Source organism: Streptomyces sp. NPDC005423, from assembly GCF_040606415.1.
Classification (GTDB): Bacteria; Actinomycetota; Actinomycetes; order Streptomycetales; family Streptomycetaceae; genus Streptomyces.
This window is the reverse complement of sequence record NZ_JBEXET010000008.1, coordinates 181344-197467: the sequence shown is the minus strand read 5'-3', so window position 1 is coordinate 197467 and position 16124 is coordinate 181344. Positions and strand designations below refer to the sequence as shown.

Here is a 16124-nt window from a genome sequence, read left to right as displayed (position 1 = left end):
AGGTCGGGGTTGTGCACCTCGACACCGGCCGGCGGCGCGATGTCGGCGGCGGTGACCAGACCCGGGCCCTGCTTGCGCAGGTACATCACGACCGGCTCGTCGTGCTCCGAGGAGACGACCAGCTGCTTGATGTTGAGGATGAGGTCGGTGACGTCCTCCTTGACACCCGGCACGGTGGTGAACTCGTGCAGGACGCCGTCGATCCGGATGCTGGTGACAGCGGCGCCGGGGATCGACGAGAGGAGTGTGCGACGCAGGGAGTTGCCGAGGGTGTAGCCGAATCCCGGCTCCAGCGGCTCGATCACGAACCGGGAGCGGAACTCGTCGACGACCTCTTCGGTCAACGAGGGACGCTGAGCAATCAGCATGTTGCGATCCTTCAGTCAGGGGCGCCCGCTATTTGACGCCCTGCTCACCGGGCGGCAGCCCGGTGTCGTTCCTGCCGCAAGGCTACGGGCGGCACGGCCCCGAAAGGCCGTACCGCCCGGAACCCGAGACAACCGTGCGTCAGACGCGGCGGCGCTTGGGCGGACGGCAGCCGTTGTGCGGGGTGGGGGTGACGTCCTGGATCGAGCCGACCTCAAGACCGGTCGCCTGAAGCGAACGGATGGCCGTCTCGCGACCCGAACCCGGGCCCTTCACGAAGACGTCGACCTTGCGCATGCCGTGCTCCTGCGCGCGGCGGGCGGCCGACTCGGCGGCCATCTGCGCGGCGAAGGGGGTGGACTTGCGCGAGCCCTTGAAGCCGACGTGGCCGGCGGAGGCCCAGGAGATCACGTTGCCCGAGGGGTCCGTGATCGAGACGATCGTGTTGTTGAACGTGCTCTTGATGTGCGCGTGGCCGTGAGCGACGTTCTTCTTTTCCTTGCGGCGCACCTTCTTGGCAGCGCCCTGACGACCCTTGGGGGGCATCTATAACTCCTACGGGGAGGTGGTCGGTCCTACAGCGAAGACCGCTGATGAAGCGTTGTCCGCTGAGGACTACTTCTTGCCCGGCTTCTTCTTGCCGGCGATGGCGCGACGCGGGCCCTTGCGGGTGCGAGCGTTCGTGCTGGTGCGCTGACCGCGGACGGGCAGACCTCGACGGTGACGCAGACCCTGGTAGCAGCCGATCTCCACCTTGCGGCGGATGTCGGCCTGCACCTCGCGACGGAGGTCACCCTCGGTCTTGATGTTGGCGTCGACGTACTCACGGATCGCGACGAGCTGCTCCTCGGAGAGGTCGCGAACACGGGTGTTGGGGTCGATGCCCGTCTCGGCCAGCGTCAGCTGGGACAGCGTCCGGCCAATGCCGAACACGTAGGTGAGGGCGACCTCCACACGCTTTTCGCGCGGGATGTCGACACCGGAAACGCGTGCCATTCAATGGCTCCAGTTGATCTTCGGAGGTCTTCCGCAGCACCAGACCCCCGTCGCCCGCTCCGCGCTGCCCGGAGGGGCGGTCGGAAACGAAGGGCGAACCGGGTCCCCGGCCTCCGAGCCGGGGGTATCAGACGCCAACGGCGCCCGGATCCTGCGTATGAACATGCTTTGCTCGCGTCGCGCGAATCCCTGCGAACAGATGCAGAGGGACGGTCCTGCGTCAGCCCTGGCGCTGCTTGTGGCGCGGGTTCTCGCAGATGACCATGACCCGACCGTGACGGCGGATCACCCTGCACTTGTCGCAGATCTTCTTGACGCTCGGCTTGACCTTCATGGGGTGAGGTTCTCCGGGTCAGTTGCCTGCGGCCCCGCTCGCGCGGAACCCGGGCAAGATCTACTTGTAGCGGTAGACGATCCGGCCGCGCGTGAGGTCGTACGGAGACAACTCCACCACGACCCGGTCGTCAGGGAGGATACGGATGTAGTGCATACGCATCTTGCCGCTGATGTGCGCCAGGACCTGGTGGCCGTTCTGGAGCTCAACCTTGAACATGGCGTTCGGAAGAGACTCGACGACAGTGCCCTCGATCTCGATGGCACCTTGCTTCTTGGCCACGCTTCGCCCTTCGAATCGACTACCTTGATCGACTCCAGTGCATTCCCTGACGGGCGCATGCGGACATGCGGGTGCACGAGAGCCGACGAGTCAGTCTACGTCAGCACATCCTGAAAGACGAATCGAGGAAGGATGCCCCGCCCGCATGATCCTTAAGCGGGCGGGGCCGACGCGCTCACGATCCCGGCCCGGCCGACTTCGCCGCACCGCCGTCCGGAGCCGACACGGACAACGGGCCTCTGCGCGGGTCCGCACACCCAGGGCGCCCCACCTGCTTCGGGCAGCGGAAGCCGTCGTTACGCCAGCGGGTCCGGGGCCGCGCTGATGCCGTACTCCGCCAGCTTCGCCCTGCCGCCGTCCGGGGCCGTCAGGACGAGCGGGCCCGCCTCCGTCAGAGCGATCGAGTGCTCCCAGTGCGAGGACCACGTGCCGTCGGTCGTGATGACCGTCCAGTCGTCGGAGAGGACCTCCGTCCTCGGGGTGCCCAGGGAGACCATCGGCTCGATGGCCAGGCAGAAGCCGGGGATCAGTTTGGGGCCCTTGCCGCGGCGCTTCTCGACGTAGTTCAGGAGGTGCGGGTCCATGTGCATCTCGGTGCCGATGCCGTGGCCGCCGTAGTCCTCGATGATCCCGTACTTGCCGCCGCCGGGCTTCGGCTGGCGGCGGATGTACGTCTCGATCGCGCGGGAGATGTCGACGAGGCGGTTGCCCGGCTTCATCGCCGCGATGCCGGCCCACATCGACTCCTCGGTCACCCGGGAGAGCTCGATCAGCTCAGGGGCGTGGCCGGAGCCGACGAAGGCGGTGTACGCCGCGTCCCCGTGCCAGCCGTCGATGATCGCCCCGCAGTCGACGGAGATGATGTCGCCGTCCTTGAGGACGACCTCGTCGGAGGGGATGCCGTGCACGACGACCTCGTTCACGGAGGTGCAGATCGTCGCCGGAAAGCCGCCGTAGCCAAGGAAGTTGGGCTTGGCGTCGTGGTCCGCGAGGACCTTGCGCGCGACCTCGTCCAGATCCTTCGTGCTGGCACCAGGCACCGCTGCCTCACGCGTCGCCGCGTGAATGGCGGCCACGACCAGCCCCGCCTCACGCATTTTGGCGATCTGCTCGGGGGTCTTGATCTGCACCATGGGGGTCTGCGCTCTCCGTCTTCCGCGTCCAACCGTTTACGTACACAACAGTACGGCCGCGACGCCCCTGCGGGCACCGCGGCCGTACAGTCCGACGACTACTTGTCGGTGCCCTCGCGCTTCAGCGCCTCCAGCGCCCGCTGCGTGACGTCGTCCACCGGACCGAGCGCCGAGATCGTGACCACCAGGCCCTGGGCCTTGTAGTAGTCGATGATCGGCTCGGTCTGCGTGTGGTAGACCTCCAGCCGGGTGCGGACGGTCACCTCGGAGTCGTCGTCACGCTGGTACAGCTCGCCGCCGCAGACGTCACAGACGCCTTCCTTCTTGGCCGGGCTGTACGTCTCGTGGAAGACGTGGCTGGAGTCCTTGCGGCAGATGCGGCGACCGGCGATGCGCTTGACCACCTCTTCCTCGGGGACCTCCAGGTCGAGCACCGCGTCCAGCTTGATGCCCTCGGTCTTCAGCAGCTCGTCCAGCGCCTCGGCCTGCGACACGTTGCGCGGAAAGCCGTCGAGGAGAAACCCGTTCTCCGCGTCGGCCTGCTCCATGCGGTCCTTGGCCATCGCGATGGTGACCTCGTCCGGGACCAGGTTGCCCGCGTCCATGTACGACTTCGCCAGTTTGCCGAGCTCGGTCGCCTGGCTGATGTTGGCGCGGAAGAGGTCGCCCGTGGAGATGTGCGGAATGTGCAGCGTCTTGGCGAGGCGCACAGCCTGCGTTCCCTTACCGGCGCCCGGCGGCCCGACGAGGACGATTCGCATCAGCGGAGGAACCCTTCGTAATTGCGCTGCTGGAGCTGGCTCTCGATCTGCTTCACCGTCTCAAGACCCACACCCACGATGATCAGGATGCTGGTCCCGCCGAACGGGAAGTTGCCGGTCGCCCCGAAACCGACCAACGCCATCGTCGGGACGAGAGCGATCAGACCCAGATACAGCGAACCCGGCCAGGTGATCCGGTTGAGTACGTAGCTCAGGTACTCGGCGGTCGGCCGGCCGGCCCGGATGCCCGGGATGAAGCCACCATACTTCTTCATGTTGTCCGCGACTTCCTCGGGGTTGAACGAGATGGCCACGTAGAAGAAGGCGAAGAAAACAATCAGCAGGAAGTAGCTGATCAGGTAGATCGGATGGTCGCCCTTGGTCAGGTTCGTCTGCACCCAGGTCTTCCAGCCGGACGTTCCGCCGGAGAACTGGGCGACCAGAGCCGGGATGTAGAGCAGCGACGACGCGAAGATGACGGGAATCACACCCGCCTGATTGACCTTCAGCGGAATGTAGGTAGAGGTTCCGCCGTAGGACCGGCGGCCGATCATCCGCTTCGCGTACTGGACCGGAATGCGGCGCTGGGCCTGTTCGACGAAGACGACGAGGCCGACCATGACCAGGCCGACCAGGATGACGGTGCCGAACTCGATCCAGCCGCCGGCCAGCGTGCCCTGCTTCTTGATGGTCCACAGCGCGGACGGGAAGGTCGCGGCGATCGAGATGAACATCAGGATCGACATGCCGTTGCCGATACCGCGGTCGGTGATGAGCTCACCGAGCCACATCACGACACACGTACCCGCCGTCATGACGACGACCATGGTGATGGTGCTGAAGATGGCACGGTCCGGGACGATGCTCGTCGCGACCGTGCAGCCGGAGAAGAGGGCGCCGCTGCGGGCGGTGGCCACCAGGCCGGTGCCCTGCAGAATGGCCAGCGCCACGGTCAGATAGCGCGTGTACTGAGTGATCTTCGTCGTACCGGCCTGGCCCTCTTTCTTGAGGGCCTCCAGCCGGGGAATCACCACGGTCAGCAGCTGCAGAATGATGCTCGCCGTGATGTACGGCATGATGCCGAGCGCGAAGACCGTGATCTGCAGCAGCGCACCACCGGAGAACATGTTGACCAGACCGAAGAGGCCCTGGTTGCCGGAGGCCTCGGTCACACACTGCTGTACGGCCGTGTAGTTGACGCCGGGGATCGGAACGTGGGTACCGACCCGGTAGACCACGATGATGCCGAGCGTGAAGAGCAGCTTCTTGCGCAGGTCGGGCGTCCTGAACGCCCGGGCGAACGCGGTGAGCACGGTGCCTCCTGCGACCCCCGCGCCAGTGCGTCAAGGGTGACGGTCTTGAGGTTCGACGAATACGGAAGTGAACAGTGCAGGCCACCTTACCGGCGACACTGCCCCCGTGGAACGACCAACCGGGGATACCCCGTTATGGGGTATCCCCGGTCGGGATCGCTTACGTCACCGCGCTCAGATGAGCTCGTTGACGGTACCGCCCGCGGCGGTGATCTTCTCCTTGGCGGAGCCGGAGACGGCGTCGACCGACACCTGCAGCGCCACGGCGAGTTCACCCTGGCCGAGGACCTTGACGAGGCTGTTCTTGCGAACGGCGCCCTTGGCGACGAGTCCCTCGACGGTGACCTCGCCACCCTCCGGGTACAGCGCGCCCAGCTTGTCGAGGTTCACGACCTGGTACTCGGTCCTGAACGGGTTCCGGAAGCCCTTGAGCTTGGGAAGACGCATGTGGAGAGGCGTCTGGCCACCCTCGAAGTGCTCCGAGACCTGGTAACGGGCCTTCGTGCCCTTGGTACCACGACCTGCCGTCTTACCCTTCGACGCCTCACCACGACCCACACGGGTCTTGGCGGTCTTGGCGCCCGGGGCAGGACGGAGGTTGTGGATCTTGAGCGGCTTGTTCTCCGCCATGATCAGTCGACCTCCTCGACCGTCACGAGGTGGCGGACGGTGTGCACCATTCCGCGGAACTCGGGACGATCATCCTTGACCACCACGGTGTTGATCCCCTTGAGACCAAGCGACCGAAGGGTGTCACGGTGGTTCTGCTTGCTGCCGATGTACGACTTCGTCTGCGTGACCTTGAGGCGAGCCATTACGCACCCGCCCCGGCACGTGCACGAAGGAGAGCCGCGGGGGCGACGTCTTCGAGGGGCAGACCGCGGCGGGCCGCGATCTCCTCGGGACGCTGCAGGCCCTTGAGGGCCGCCACGGTCGCGTGCACGATGTTGATCGCGTTGGAGGAGCCGAGCGACTTCGACAGGATGTCGTGCACGCCGGCGCACTCGAGCACAGCACGCACCGGACCACCGGCGATAACGCCGGTACCGGGGGAGGCAGGCTTGAGCAGGACGACGCCCGCGGCCTTCTCGCCCGTGATCGGGTGCGGGATGGTGCCCTGGATACGGGGGACCTTGAAGAAGTGCTTCTTGGCCTCCTCAACACCCTTGGCGATGGCGGCCGGCACCTCCTTGGCCTTGCCGTAACCGACACCCACGGTGCCGTCACCGTCGCCCACCACGACGAGCGCGGTGAAGCTGAAGCGACGGCCACCCTTGACAACCTTGGCGACGCGGTTGATCGCGACTACGCGCTCAACGTACGCGGTCTTCTCGGCGGCAGCAGCGCCGCCGTCACGGCCCTTCCGGTCCCGCCGCTCGCCGCCACCGGCACCGCTTCCACGGCGCTGGGGTCCAGCCATTGGATTACCTCTCTCTGTTTCCGCTAGCTACGCAGCAACACTCAGTCGCTGCCGCGACGGGCGGCTTAGAACTTGAGTCCGGCTTCGCGGGCGGCGTCCGCCAGGGCGGCGATGCGCCCCGCGTACTGGTTGCCACCACGGTCGAATACGACAGCCTCGACGCCGACGGCCTTGGCGCGCTCGGCGACCAGGGCGCCGACCGACTTGGCCTGCGCGGACTTGTCGCTCTCGCCGCCGCGGATCGAGGTGTCCAGGGTCGACGCCGACGCCAGGGTGTGACCCTTGATGTCGTCGATGACCTGGGCCACGATGTGGCGGTTGGAGCGGGTCACGACCAGGCGCGGACGCTCAGCCGTACCGGAGATGTGCTTCCGGATGCGGACGTGACGACGCTTGATGGCAGCACGCTTGTAAGCGTCGCCCTTAGCGATCTTCGTACCGTATGCCATGGCTTACTTACCCGCCTTTCCGACCTTGCGCCGGATGACTTCGCCCTCGTACTTGACACCCTTGGCCTTGTACGGGTCGGGCTTGCGCAGCTTGCGGATGTTGGCCGCAACCTCGCCGACCTTCTGCTTGTCGATGCCCTCGACCTGGAAGCGGGTCGGGGTCTCCACCTTGAAGGTGATTCCCTCGGGGGCCTCGACCGTGATCGAGTGGCTGTAGCCGAGAGCGAACTCGAGGTTCGATCCCTTGGCCGCCACGCGGTAACCGACACCGCTGATCTCGAGCTTCTTCACGTAACCCTCGGTCACGCCGGTGATCATGTTCGCCACCAGCGTGCGGGACAGGCCGTGCAGGGCCTTGTTCTGACGCTCGTCGTTGGGGCGGGTGACGTTGAGAACGCCGTCCTCACCCTTGGCGATATCGATCGGCGCAGCGACGGTGTGGGTCAGCGAGCCCTTGGGGCCCTTGACCGCGACCGTACGGCCGTCGATGGTGACGTCCACGCCGGCGGGAACCGTGATGGGGAGCTTGCCAATACGCGACATAGCTGTTTCCTCCGTTCCCTTCCGCTACCAGACGTAGGCGAGAACTTCTCCGCCTACGCCCTTCTTGCCGGCCTGCTTGTCGGTGAGGAGCCCGTGCGACGTGGAGATGATCGCCACGCCGAGGCCACCCAGCACCTTGGGCAGGGAGGTGGACTTCGCGTACACCCGGAGACCGGGCTTGGAGATCCGCTTGATGCCCGCGATGGAGCGCTCACGGTTCGGGCCGAACTTCAGCTCGAGAACGAGGTTCTTGCCGACCTCGGCGTCCTCGACCTTCCAGCCCGTGATGAAGCCCTCCTGCTGGAGGATCTCCGCGATGTGAGACTTGATCTTCGATGCCGGCATCGTCACAGAGTCGTGGTATGCCGAGTTCGCGTTCCGCAGACGCGTAAGCATGTCTGCGATCGGATCAGTCATGGTCATGAATTGGCCTTCGGCCTCTCTCGCCGGGGTTTCCTGGTGCGCCATCCCTCTCCCCGATCCGAGACGGGGCGGGTGCGGCGCGGTGGACCTACGGCGTAGTAAGTCGTCTGGGCGTCAGGCGCCCAACCCTCCTAGCCTAAGCCATGGAGAGGTGGGCACCTGACCGAACCCTTTACTTACCGAGAGCTTCGGGAGTCCGGATTACCGGACTACCAGGAGCTCTTGGTCACGCCCGGCAGCTCGCCACGGTGAGCCATCTCACGAAGGCACACGCGGCAGAGGCCGAACTTGCGGTACACGGAGTGCGGGCGGCCGCAGCGCTGGCAGCGGGTGTAGCCGCGCACACCGAACTTGGGCTTACGAGCAGCCTTGGCAATCAGAGCCTTCTTCGCCATCTCGCTTACGCCTCCTTGAAGGGGAAGCCGAGGTGACGGAGAAGGGCACGGCCTTCGGCGTCGTTGGTCGCCGTGGTCACCACGGTGATGTCCATACCCCGGACGCGGTCGATCTTGTCCTGGTCGATCTCGTGGAACATGACCTGCTCGGTCAGACCGAAGGTGTAGTTGCCACGACCGTCGAACTGCTTGGGAGACAGACCACGGAAGTCGCGGATGCGCGGAAGCGCGAGCGACAGGGTGCGGTCCAGGAACTCCCACATGCGGTCGCCACGGAGCGTGACGTGGGCACCGATCGGCTGACCCTCACGCAGCTTGAACTGCGCGATGGACTTGCGGGCCTTGGTCACGGCCGGCTTCTGACCGGTGATCGTGGTGAGGTCGCGGATCGCGCCCTCGATCAGCTTGGAGTCGCGGGCGGCGTCGCCCACACCCATGTTGACCACGATCTTGACGAGGCCGGGGATCTGCATGACGTTCTCGTACGAGAACTCCTCACGCAGCTTGCCCGCGATCTCCTCGCGGTACTTCGTCTTGAGACGCGGAGTGGTGGTGGTAGTCATCAGATGTCCTCACCCGTCCGCTTGGCAACGCGAACCTTGTTGCCCTCGTCGTCGAAGCGGTAACCGACGCGCGTGACAACCTTGTTGCCGTCCTTCTCCACGACGAGCTGAACATTGCTCACGTGAATCGGGGCCTCGGTGGTCACGATGCCGCCGGCCTGGGAACCGCTGGCGGTCGGGCCGGCCTTGGTGTGCTTCTTGACCCGGTTGACACCCTCGACCAGGACGCGCTCGTCGCGCGGGTAAGCGGCAATGACCTTGCCCTGCTTGCCCTTGTCCTTACCGGTGATGACCTGAACCAGGTCGCCCTTCTTGATCTTCATGCTTACAGCACCTCCGGAGCCAGCGAGATGATCTTCATGAACTTCTTCTCGCGCAGCTCACGCCCGACCGGGCCGAAGATGCGGGTGCCACGAGGGTCGCCGTCGTTCTTCAGAATGACGGCGGCGTTCTCGTCGAAGCGGATGTACGAGCCGTCCGGACGGCGGCGCTCCTTCACGGTGCGAACGATGACCGCCTTGACGACGTCACCCTTCTTCACGTTGCCACCGGGGATCGCGTCCTTGACGGTGGCGACGATGACGTCGCCGATGCCCGCGTAGCGGCGACCGGAGCCACCGAGCACACGGATGCAAAGGATTTCCTTCGCACCAGTGTTGTCGGCGACACGCAGTCGCGACTCCTGCTGGATCACGTCTATCTCCTGATCGTCTGCCGGTTCCCGGCAGGGGCCTCAGTGCGAGGACCCCTGCCGAGCCTGGCGGAACTGACCTGCGGGATTGGTCCCGCAGGGCGTTTTCATGGAATTCGCTTGCGCGAATTGCCTACTTGGCCTTCTCGAGGATCTCGACGACGCGCCAGCGCTTCGTCGCGGACAGCGGACGCGTCTCCATGAGGAGGACGCGGTCACCGACGCCTGCGGCGTTCTGCTCGTCGTGGGCCTTCAGCTTGTTCGTACGGCGGATGACCTTGCCGTACAGGGCGTGCTTCACCCGGTCCTCGACGGCGACGACGACAGTCTTGTCCATCTTGTCGCTGACGACGAGACCCTCACGGGTCTTGCGGAAACCGCGGGTGGCGGTCTGCTCTTCAGTCACGTTGCTCTCGCTCATCAGGCGCTCTCCACCGTCTCGATGCCCAGCTCGCGCTCACGCATCAGGGTGTAGATCCGCGCGATGTCCTTGCGGACGGCCTTGAGCCGCCCGTGGTTTTCGAGCTGACCGGTTGCCGCCTGGAAGCGGAGGTTGAACAGCTCTTCCTTGGCTTCGCGGAGCTTGTTGAGAAGCTCCTCGTCACCCAGTTCGCGCAGCTCGGACGCCTTGGTACCGACCGACATCACGCTTCACCTGCCTCGCGCTTGACGATCCGGCACTTCATCGGCAGCTTGTGGGCTGCGCGAGTGAGGGCCTCACGGGCGATCTTCTCGTTGGGGTAGGACAGTTCGAACATGACCCGACCCGGGTGCACGTTCGCGATCCACCACTCGGGCGAACCCTTACCGGAACCCATGCGGGTCTCGGCAGGCTTCTTCGTGAGCGGGCGGTCCGGGTAGATGTTGATCCAGACCTTGCCGCCACGCTTGATGTGGCGGGTCATCGCGATACGGGCGGCCTCGATCTGGCGGTTCGTCACGTACGCCGGCGTGAGGGCCTGAATGCCGTACTCGCCGAACGAAACCTGCGTACCGCCCTTGGCCTGACCACGACGCTTGGGGTGGTGCTGCTTGCGGTGCTTGACCCTACGGGGGATCAGCATGTCGGTCAGGCCTCCGTTCCACCGGTAGAAGAGGGCGCAGCCTCGGCCGGAGCGGCAGCCGCCGGAGCCTCGGCCTTGGGGGCCTCGGCGGCGGGAGCCGACTGCGGCTTACGACCGCGACCGCCGCGCTCGCCACCACGGGCACCACCGCGGGCCGGGCGGTCGGCGCCGCCACGGGCCGGGCGGTTGCCGGCGCGGGCAGCGGCGTTCTCGGCGCGGACCTCGGCGATGTTCTTGACGTCGCCCTTGTAGATCCAGACCTTCACACCGATACGGCCGAAGGTCGTCTTGGCCTCGAAGAAGCCGTAATCCACGTTCGCGCGGAGGGTGTGCAGGGGCACACGGCCCTCGCGGTAGAACTCCGAGCGGGACATCTCGGCGCCGCCGAGGCGACCGCCGCACTGGATCTTGATGCCCTTGGCGCCGGCCTTCATGGCGGACTGCATGCTCTTACGCATGGCCCGACGGAAGGAGACGCGGGAGGACAGCTGCTCGGCGACGGCCTGGGCCACCAGCTGAGCGTCCGTCTCCGGGTTCTTGACCTCGAGGATGTTCAGCTGGACCTGCTTGCCGGTCAGCTTCTCCAGGTCACCGCGGATACGGTCGGCCTCCGCGCCGCGGCGGCCGATGACGATGCCCGGGCGGGCGGTGTGGATGTCCACCCGCACGCGGTCACGGGTGCGCTCGATCTCCACCTTCGAGATGCCGGCGCGCTCCATGCCGGACGTCATCATCCGGCGGATGGCGACGTCTTCCTTGACGTAGTCCTTGTACAGCTTGTCGGCGTACCAGCGGGACTTGAAGTCCGTGGTGATGCCGAGCCGGAACCCATGCGGGTTAACCTTCTGGCCCATTACCGGGTTCCTTCCTTGCTGCTGACGACCACGGTGATGTGGCTGGTCCGCTTGCGGATCCGGTAGGCACGGCCCTGGGCCCGCGGACGGAACCGCTTCAGGGTCGGACCCTCGTCGACGTACGCCTCGGAGATGACAAGGCTGCCGGCGTCGGTGTGGTCGTAGTTGTGCGCGGCGTTGGCAATGGCGCTGTCAAGCACCTTGCCGACCGGCACGCTCGCGGCCTGCGGGGCGAAACGCAGGACCGCCTGAGCCTCCGTGGCATCCATGCCACGGATAAGGTCCACCACGCGGCGGGCCTTCATGGGCGTGACGCGGATGTACCGCGCCTGGGCCCTGGCTTCCATGGTTGTCCTTCCAGTGTCTGTCATGGTCATTCCACCCCGCTGCTAGCGGCGCTTCGACTTCCGGTCGTCCTTGACGTGACCCCGGAAGGTGCGCGTCGGCGAGAACTCGCCGAGCTTGTGGCCGACCATCGACTCGGTGACAAACACCGGAATGTGGGTCTTGCCGTTGTGCACCGCGATCGTGTGACCCAGCATGGCCGGGATGATCATCGAGCGACGGGACCAGGTCTTGATGACGTTCTTGGAACCTGCTTCGTTCTGGGCGTCCACCTTCTTGATCAGGTGGTCGTCGACGAAGGGCCCCTTCTTGAGACTGCGCGGCATCTAAACCCGCTCCTAGCGCTTCTTGTTCGTCTTGCGGCGGCGGACGATGTACTTGTTCGAAGCCTTCTTCGGCGAACGAGTACGACCCTCCTTCTGACCCCACGGGGAGACCGGGTGGCGACCACCGGAGGTCTTGCCCTCACCACCACCGTGCGGGTGGTCGACCGGGTTCATCGCCACACCGCGAACGGTCGGGCGGACGCCCAGCCAGCGCTTGCGGCCGGCCTTACCCCAGTTGATGTTGCTCTGCTCGGCGTTGCCGACCTCGCCGACCGTGGCGCGGCAGCGCTGGTCGACCAGGCGGATCTCACCGGAAGGCATGCGGAGGTGGGCCATCGAGCCCTCCTTCGCGAGCAGCTGCACGGAGGCACCGGCGGAGCGGGCGAACTTGGCACCGCCACCAGGACGGAGCTCGATCGCGTGGATCGTGGTACCGACCGGGATGTTGCGGAGGGCCAGGTTGTTGCCCGGCTTGATGTCGGCCCCGGGACCGTTCTCCACCCGGTCGCCCTGCTGCAGGTTGCGCGGGGCGAGGATGTAGCGCTTCTCGCCGTCCGCGTAGTGCAGCAGCGCGATGCGCGCGGTGCGGTTGGGGTCGTACTCGATGTGCGCGACCTTCGCCGGCACGCCGTCCTTGTCATGGCGACGGAAGTCGATGACACGGTAGGCGCGCTTGTGTCCGCCACCTTGGTGGCGAACGGTCACACGACCGGCGTTGTTACGGCCGCCCTTGCTGTGCAGCGGGCGGACCAGCGACTTCTCCGGCGTGGACCGCGTGACCTCGACGAAGTCGGCGACGCTGGAGCCACGACGGCCCGGCGTAGTCGGCTTGTACTTGCGGATTCCCATTTCTCAGTCCTCGTCCGATATCGGACGATCCGACCCGCTTACGCGGACGGACCGCCGAAGATGTCGATACGGTCGCCCTCGGCGAGGGTCACGATCGCGCGCTTGGTGGAGGCACGCTGACCGAACCCGGTCTTCGTGCGCTTGCGCTTGCCCTGGCGGTTGATCGTGTTGACCCCGGTGACCTTGACCGAGAAGACCGCCTGGACGGCCTGCTTGATCTGGGTCTTGTTGGCGCCCGGGGCGACGATGAACGTGTACTTGCCGTCGTCGAGGAGCGCGTAGCTCTTCTCGGAGACGACCGGCTTGAGCAGTACGTCACGGTGGTCCGTGAACGACTTGCTCAGCGGCGTCTCGACGGTGTTCTTGCCCTCGGTCTCGTGGCGCTTCGCCTTGGCGAGGCGCGCGACCTTCTTGGCCTTGGCGGCCTTCGAGGCGATGCTCGGGTGACGCGTAGCCATCAGGCGTCGCTCCCTTCGGTGTCAGTGTTCAGCTCGGCACTCGGCGTGCCGGACACGAAGGACTCGAAAGCGGCCTGGGTGAAGACCACGTCGTCCGAGACGAGAACGTCGTACGTGTTCAGCTGGCCCGGCTCCAGGATGTGGACCTGGGGCAGGTTGCGGGCGGACAGCCACGCGGCCTCGTCGGCACGGTCGATGACCAGGAGCAGGTTCTTGCGCTCCGAGATCTTGCCGAGCAGCGACCTGGCGGCCTTCGTGGACGGGGAATCGCCCTCGAGGACGCCGGAGACGACGTGGATGCGAGCGTTGCGGGCTCGGTCGGTGAGGGCGTGGCGCAGGGCCGCGGCCTTCATCTTCTTCGGGGTCCGCTGCGAGTAGTCACGCGGCACGGGACCGTGCACGACGCCACCACCGGCGAACTGCGGCGCACGGGTAGAGCCCTGGCGCGCACGGCCGGTGCCCTTCTGACGGTAAGGCTTCTTACCGCCACCCCGCACCTCGCCGCGAGTCTTGGTCTTGTGCGTGCCCTGGCGGGCAGCGGCCAGCTGCGCGACGACAACCTGGTGAAGCAGCGGGATGCTGATCTTCTCGACGTCGAAAATCTCCGCGGGGAGTTCGACCGTCCCGGTCTTGTCGCCTGCCGGCGAAAGGATGTCAACAGTGCTCATCGGTACCTCAGGCCCCCTTGGCCGCGGTGCGGACCAGGACGAGGCCGCCGTTCGGACCGGGAACCGCGCCCTTGATGAGCAGCAGACCCTTCTCCGCGTCAACGGCGTGGACGGTCAGGTTCTGGGTGGTGACCCGCTCGTTGCCCATGCGACCCGCCATGCGGAGGCCCTTGAACACACGGCCCGGGGTGGCACAGCCACCGATGGAGCCGGGAGAGCGGTGCTTGCGCTGGGTGCCGTGTCCGGCGCCGAGGCCCTTGAAGTTGTGACGCTTCATGACACCGGCGAAGCCCTTGCCCTTGCTCTTGCCGGTCACGTCCACCTTGACGCCGGCCTCGAAGGTCGCGGCGGTGATCTCCTGGCCGAGGGTGTACTCGCTGGCGTCAGCGGTACGGATCTCGACGAGGTGACGACGGGGAGTGACGTCGGCCTTGGCGAAGTGGCCCTTGAGGGGCTTGTTCACCTTGCGCGGGTCGATCTCGCCGAAGGCGATCTGGACCGACTCGTAGCCGTCGGAGTCATTCGTACGGACCTGGGTGACGACGTTCGCGCTGGCCTTGACGACGGTGACGGGAACAACACGGTTGTTCTCGTCCCACACCTGCGTCATGCCGAGCTTCTCGCCCAGGATGCCCTTGATCTGCTTAGCCATTCTCAGATCACCGCCCCTAGAGCTTGATCTCGATGTCGACACCGGCCGGGAGGTCGAGTCGCATCAGAGAGTCAACGGTCTTGGGAGTCGGGTCGAGGATGTCGATCAGGCGCTTGTGCGTGCGCATCTCGAAGTGCTCGCGCGAGTCCTTGTACTTGTGCGGCGACTTGATGACGCAGTACACGTTCTTCTCAGTGGGCAGCGGCACCGGGCCCGCGACCGACGCACCAGTGCGCGTCACCGTCTCGACGATCTTCTTCGCCGAGGAGTCGATGACCTCGTGGTCGTAGGCCTTGAGCCGGATGCGGATCTTCTGTCCCGCCATGGCTACTCAGTAGTCCTGTCTCTCGTACGCTCTGGAACCCGGTGTTTCCCTGGTCTCCGCCGACCCACGCGGTCGGGTGTGTCGCGCTTCCGCCGACACAGATGTCCTGCTTCTGGACATCCCTGCTGGGAATGCGCGGCCCTTCCGGAACCGCAGGCCGAGGGCGAGAAGCCCACCGGATGCCTGGCCGGCGCCGCACTGACACTTCCCGAAAGATTCCCGTACGTCCGTCCCAGCGCTGCCCTGGGGGCAGTTGGAACGACGAGTACTGTGGGACTCGCTTCCGGTCCTCCCGGCGGGAGGCGCGCAGCATCGACAACTCGACCGAGCAACTCCGACAGTCTGCCATAAGCCCCGGGGGGCTGGCCAATCGGAGCGGAGACAATACCCCCGGAGTGACGTAGGTCAAACACGGGCGCGACTCGGCTCCGCCGACTGCCGGACGCTACCTGCACCCCAACGTCCTGAGCGTCGCCGGGAAGTAGGCCCGCATGAACCGCTCGATGTCCCCGCGGTGCGTCTGATCCGTCAACTTGATCCGCGGCACCTGAAGAGTCAGCGTGAAGTACTCCCCGCCGTTGGTCTTACAGGGCGCGATGGAGATGGCACCGTCCGTACCGACGAGGGTCTTGTAGGCAAAGTCGATGCCGCGTGGTTGCCTGACTCCCGAGATCGACCCGGTGCCCGTCGCCAGGTACATGAGGTCTCTTGCGGTGTCATCCCATGAGAAGCGGAAGCTGAGAACGGGATCGCGTCCATCCAGAAGCACGCAGGGGGCGGTGATTGCCTCGGAACGATCGACGCGGGTGAACTCGTGCAGGTCATCCGTGGATGTCACGAGCGGGCGGGTGACCGTGGGGTCGACGGGCGTGCCGCAAATAGTTCTTGGGAGCGCATGATCAGCGGAGGCTCCA

29 protein-coding genes and 1 pseudogene are annotated in these 16124 nt (G+C 65.9%); all 30 read right to left on the bottom strand.

The window, feature by feature from the left end:
* Window positions 1-368, bottom strand: a pseudogene (locus tag ABZT12_RS12965) (DNA-directed RNA polymerase subunit alpha); the annotation flags it as partial.
* Window positions 369-507: 139 nt separating this feature from the next.
* On the bottom strand, window positions 508-912 hold the full coding sequence (gene rpsK / locus ABZT12_RS12960) for a 30S ribosomal protein S11 (protein WP_003956432.1): 405 nt from the start codon (window positions 910-912) through the stop codon (window positions 508-510).
* Window positions 913-981: 69 nt separating this feature from the next.
* Window positions 982-1362: a 30S ribosomal protein S13 gene (gene rpsM, locus ABZT12_RS12955; RefSeq protein ID WP_280878449.1), complete on the bottom strand. Its 381-nt coding sequence runs from the start codon at window positions 1360-1362 to the stop codon at window positions 982-984.
* 220 nt (window positions 1363-1582) lie between these two features.
* Window positions 1583-1696 (bottom strand): 50S ribosomal protein L36, encoded by a 114-nt coding sequence (rpmJ, locus tag ABZT12_RS12950; RefSeq protein ID WP_003998809.1) that lies wholly within the window; start codon window positions 1694-1696, stop codon window positions 1583-1585.
* 60 nt (window positions 1697-1756) lie between these two features.
* Entirely contained in the window at window positions 1757-1978 is a 222-nt protein-coding gene (gene infA / locus ABZT12_RS12945; protein WP_003948620.1) for a translation initiation factor IF-1, read from the bottom strand.
* 296 nt (window positions 1979-2274) lie between these two features.
* Window positions 2275-3111, bottom strand: a complete 837-nt coding sequence (map, locus tag ABZT12_RS12940) for a type I methionyl aminopeptidase (RefSeq protein ID WP_356381878.1) — start codon at window positions 3109-3111, stop codon at window positions 2275-2277.
* A 98-nt stretch (window positions 3112-3209) separates the two neighbouring features.
* Complete coding sequence (locus ABZT12_RS12935) at window positions 3210-3872, bottom strand: adenylate kinase (RefSeq protein WP_356381875.1); 663 nt, start codon at window positions 3870-3872, stop codon at window positions 3210-3212.
* Window positions 3872-5185, bottom strand: coding sequence for a preprotein translocase subunit SecY (gene secY / locus ABZT12_RS12930; RefSeq protein ID WP_356381873.1), 1314 nt, complete (start codon window positions 5183-5185; stop codon window positions 3872-3874). The genes ABZT12_RS12935 and secY overlap by 1 nt, the downstream gene beginning before the upstream one ends.
* A 174-nt stretch (window positions 5186-5359) precedes the next feature.
* The gene (gene rplO / locus ABZT12_RS12925; RefSeq protein ID WP_356381870.1) at window positions 5360-5815 is read right to left on the bottom strand and encodes a 50S ribosomal protein L15; all 456 of its coding nucleotides are present in this window, start codon (window positions 5813-5815) and stop codon (window positions 5360-5362) included.
* A gap of 2 nt (window positions 5816-5817) precedes the next feature.
* Window positions 5818-6000, bottom strand: a complete 183-nt coding sequence (gene rpmD, locus ABZT12_RS12920; RefSeq protein WP_326721203.1) for a 50S ribosomal protein L30 — start codon at window positions 5998-6000, stop codon at window positions 5818-5820.
* On the bottom strand, window positions 6000-6605 hold the full coding sequence (rpsE, locus tag ABZT12_RS12915; protein ID WP_006376045.1) for a 30S ribosomal protein S5: 606 nt from the start codon (window positions 6603-6605) through the stop codon (window positions 6000-6002). The genes rpmD and rpsE overlap by 1 nt, the downstream gene beginning before the upstream one ends.
* Before the next feature lie 65 nt (window positions 6606-6670).
* Window positions 6671-7054, bottom strand: coding sequence for a 50S ribosomal protein L18 (gene rplR / locus ABZT12_RS12910; protein WP_356381866.1), 384 nt, complete (start codon window positions 7052-7054; stop codon window positions 6671-6673).
* Between the two features lie 3 nt (window positions 7055-7057).
* On the bottom strand, window positions 7058-7597 hold the full coding sequence (gene rplF, locus ABZT12_RS12905) for a 50S ribosomal protein L6 (protein ID WP_356381863.1): 540 nt from the start codon (window positions 7595-7597) through the stop codon (window positions 7058-7060).
* A 24-nt stretch (window positions 7598-7621) separates the two neighbouring features.
* Window positions 7622-8020, bottom strand: a complete 399-nt coding sequence (gene rpsH, locus ABZT12_RS12900; protein WP_013001411.1) for a 30S ribosomal protein S8 — start codon at window positions 8018-8020, stop codon at window positions 7622-7624.
* Between the two features lie 209 nt (window positions 8021-8229).
* A complete protein-coding gene (locus tag ABZT12_RS12895; RefSeq protein WP_003948630.1) occupies window positions 8230-8415 on the bottom strand; it encodes a type Z 30S ribosomal protein S14 in 186 nt (61 codons plus the stop codon).
* A 5-nt stretch (window positions 8416-8420) separates the two neighbouring features.
* Entirely contained in the window at window positions 8421-8978 is a 558-nt protein-coding gene (gene rplE, locus ABZT12_RS12890) for a 50S ribosomal protein L5 (protein WP_311571685.1), read from the bottom strand.
* Entirely contained in the window at window positions 8978-9301 is a 324-nt protein-coding gene (gene rplX / locus ABZT12_RS12885; RefSeq protein WP_037747982.1) for a 50S ribosomal protein L24, read from the bottom strand. The genes rplE and rplX overlap by 1 nt, the downstream gene beginning before the upstream one ends.
* A gap of 2 nt (window positions 9302-9303) precedes the next feature.
* Window positions 9304-9672, bottom strand: coding sequence for a 50S ribosomal protein L14 (gene rplN / locus ABZT12_RS12880; protein ID WP_003998823.1), 369 nt, complete (start codon window positions 9670-9672; stop codon window positions 9304-9306).
* Between the two features lie 130 nt (window positions 9673-9802).
* Window positions 9803-10090 (bottom strand): 30S ribosomal protein S17, encoded by a 288-nt coding sequence (gene rpsQ, locus ABZT12_RS12875; RefSeq protein WP_356381857.1) that lies wholly within the window; start codon window positions 10088-10090, stop codon window positions 9803-9805.
* Complete coding sequence (gene rpmC / locus ABZT12_RS12870) at window positions 10090-10314, bottom strand: 50S ribosomal protein L29 (RefSeq protein ID WP_280878457.1); 225 nt, start codon at window positions 10312-10314, stop codon at window positions 10090-10092. The genes rpsQ and rpmC overlap by 1 nt, the downstream gene beginning before the upstream one ends.
* On the bottom strand, window positions 10314-10733 hold the full coding sequence (rplP, locus tag ABZT12_RS12865; protein WP_010986348.1) for a 50S ribosomal protein L16: 420 nt from the start codon (window positions 10731-10733) through the stop codon (window positions 10314-10316). The genes rpmC and rplP overlap by 1 nt, the downstream gene beginning before the upstream one ends.
* A 5-nt stretch (window positions 10734-10738) precedes the next feature.
* Window positions 10739-11587 carry a 30S ribosomal protein S3 gene (gene rpsC, locus ABZT12_RS12860; RefSeq protein ID WP_356381853.1) on the bottom strand — a complete coding sequence of 283 codons (849 nt, stop codon included), beginning with the start codon at window positions 11585-11587 and terminating at the stop codon, window positions 10739-10741.
* On the bottom strand, window positions 11587-11934 hold the full coding sequence (gene rplV, locus ABZT12_RS12855) for a 50S ribosomal protein L22 (protein WP_006604878.1): 348 nt from the start codon (window positions 11932-11934) through the stop codon (window positions 11587-11589). The genes rpsC and rplV overlap by 1 nt, the downstream gene beginning before the upstream one ends.
* A gap of 42 nt (window positions 11935-11976) precedes the next feature.
* Complete coding sequence (rpsS, locus tag ABZT12_RS12850; protein WP_010986346.1) at window positions 11977-12258, bottom strand: 30S ribosomal protein S19; 282 nt, start codon at window positions 12256-12258, stop codon at window positions 11977-11979.
* 12 nt (window positions 12259-12270) lie between these two features.
* The gene (gene rplB, locus ABZT12_RS12845; RefSeq protein ID WP_007494772.1) at window positions 12271-13107 is read right to left on the bottom strand and encodes a 50S ribosomal protein L2; all 837 of its coding nucleotides are present in this window, start codon (window positions 13105-13107) and stop codon (window positions 12271-12273) included.
* A gap of 38 nt (window positions 13108-13145) precedes the next feature.
* A complete protein-coding gene (gene rplW, locus ABZT12_RS12840) occupies window positions 13146-13565 on the bottom strand; it encodes a 50S ribosomal protein L23 (protein ID WP_356381849.1) in 420 nt (139 codons plus the stop codon).
* A complete protein-coding gene (gene rplD, locus ABZT12_RS12835) occupies window positions 13565-14233 on the bottom strand; it encodes a 50S ribosomal protein L4 (protein WP_356381846.1) in 669 nt (222 codons plus the stop codon). The genes rplW and rplD overlap by 1 nt, the downstream gene beginning before the upstream one ends.
* 7 nt (window positions 14234-14240) lie before the next feature.
* Window positions 14241-14885 (bottom strand): 50S ribosomal protein L3, encoded by a 645-nt coding sequence (gene rplC / locus ABZT12_RS12830; protein ID WP_356381843.1) that lies wholly within the window; start codon window positions 14883-14885, stop codon window positions 14241-14243.
* A gap of 16 nt (window positions 14886-14901) precedes the next feature.
* Complete coding sequence (rpsJ, locus tag ABZT12_RS12825; RefSeq protein ID WP_003948644.1) at window positions 14902-15210, bottom strand: 30S ribosomal protein S10; 309 nt, start codon at window positions 15208-15210, stop codon at window positions 14902-14904.
* 445 nt (window positions 15211-15655) lie between these two features.
* Window positions 15656-16048 (bottom strand): hypothetical protein, encoded by a 393-nt coding sequence (locus ABZT12_RS12820; protein ID WP_356381840.1) that lies wholly within the window; start codon window positions 16046-16048, stop codon window positions 15656-15658.
* Between the last annotated feature and the right edge of the window lie 76 nt (window positions 16049-16124).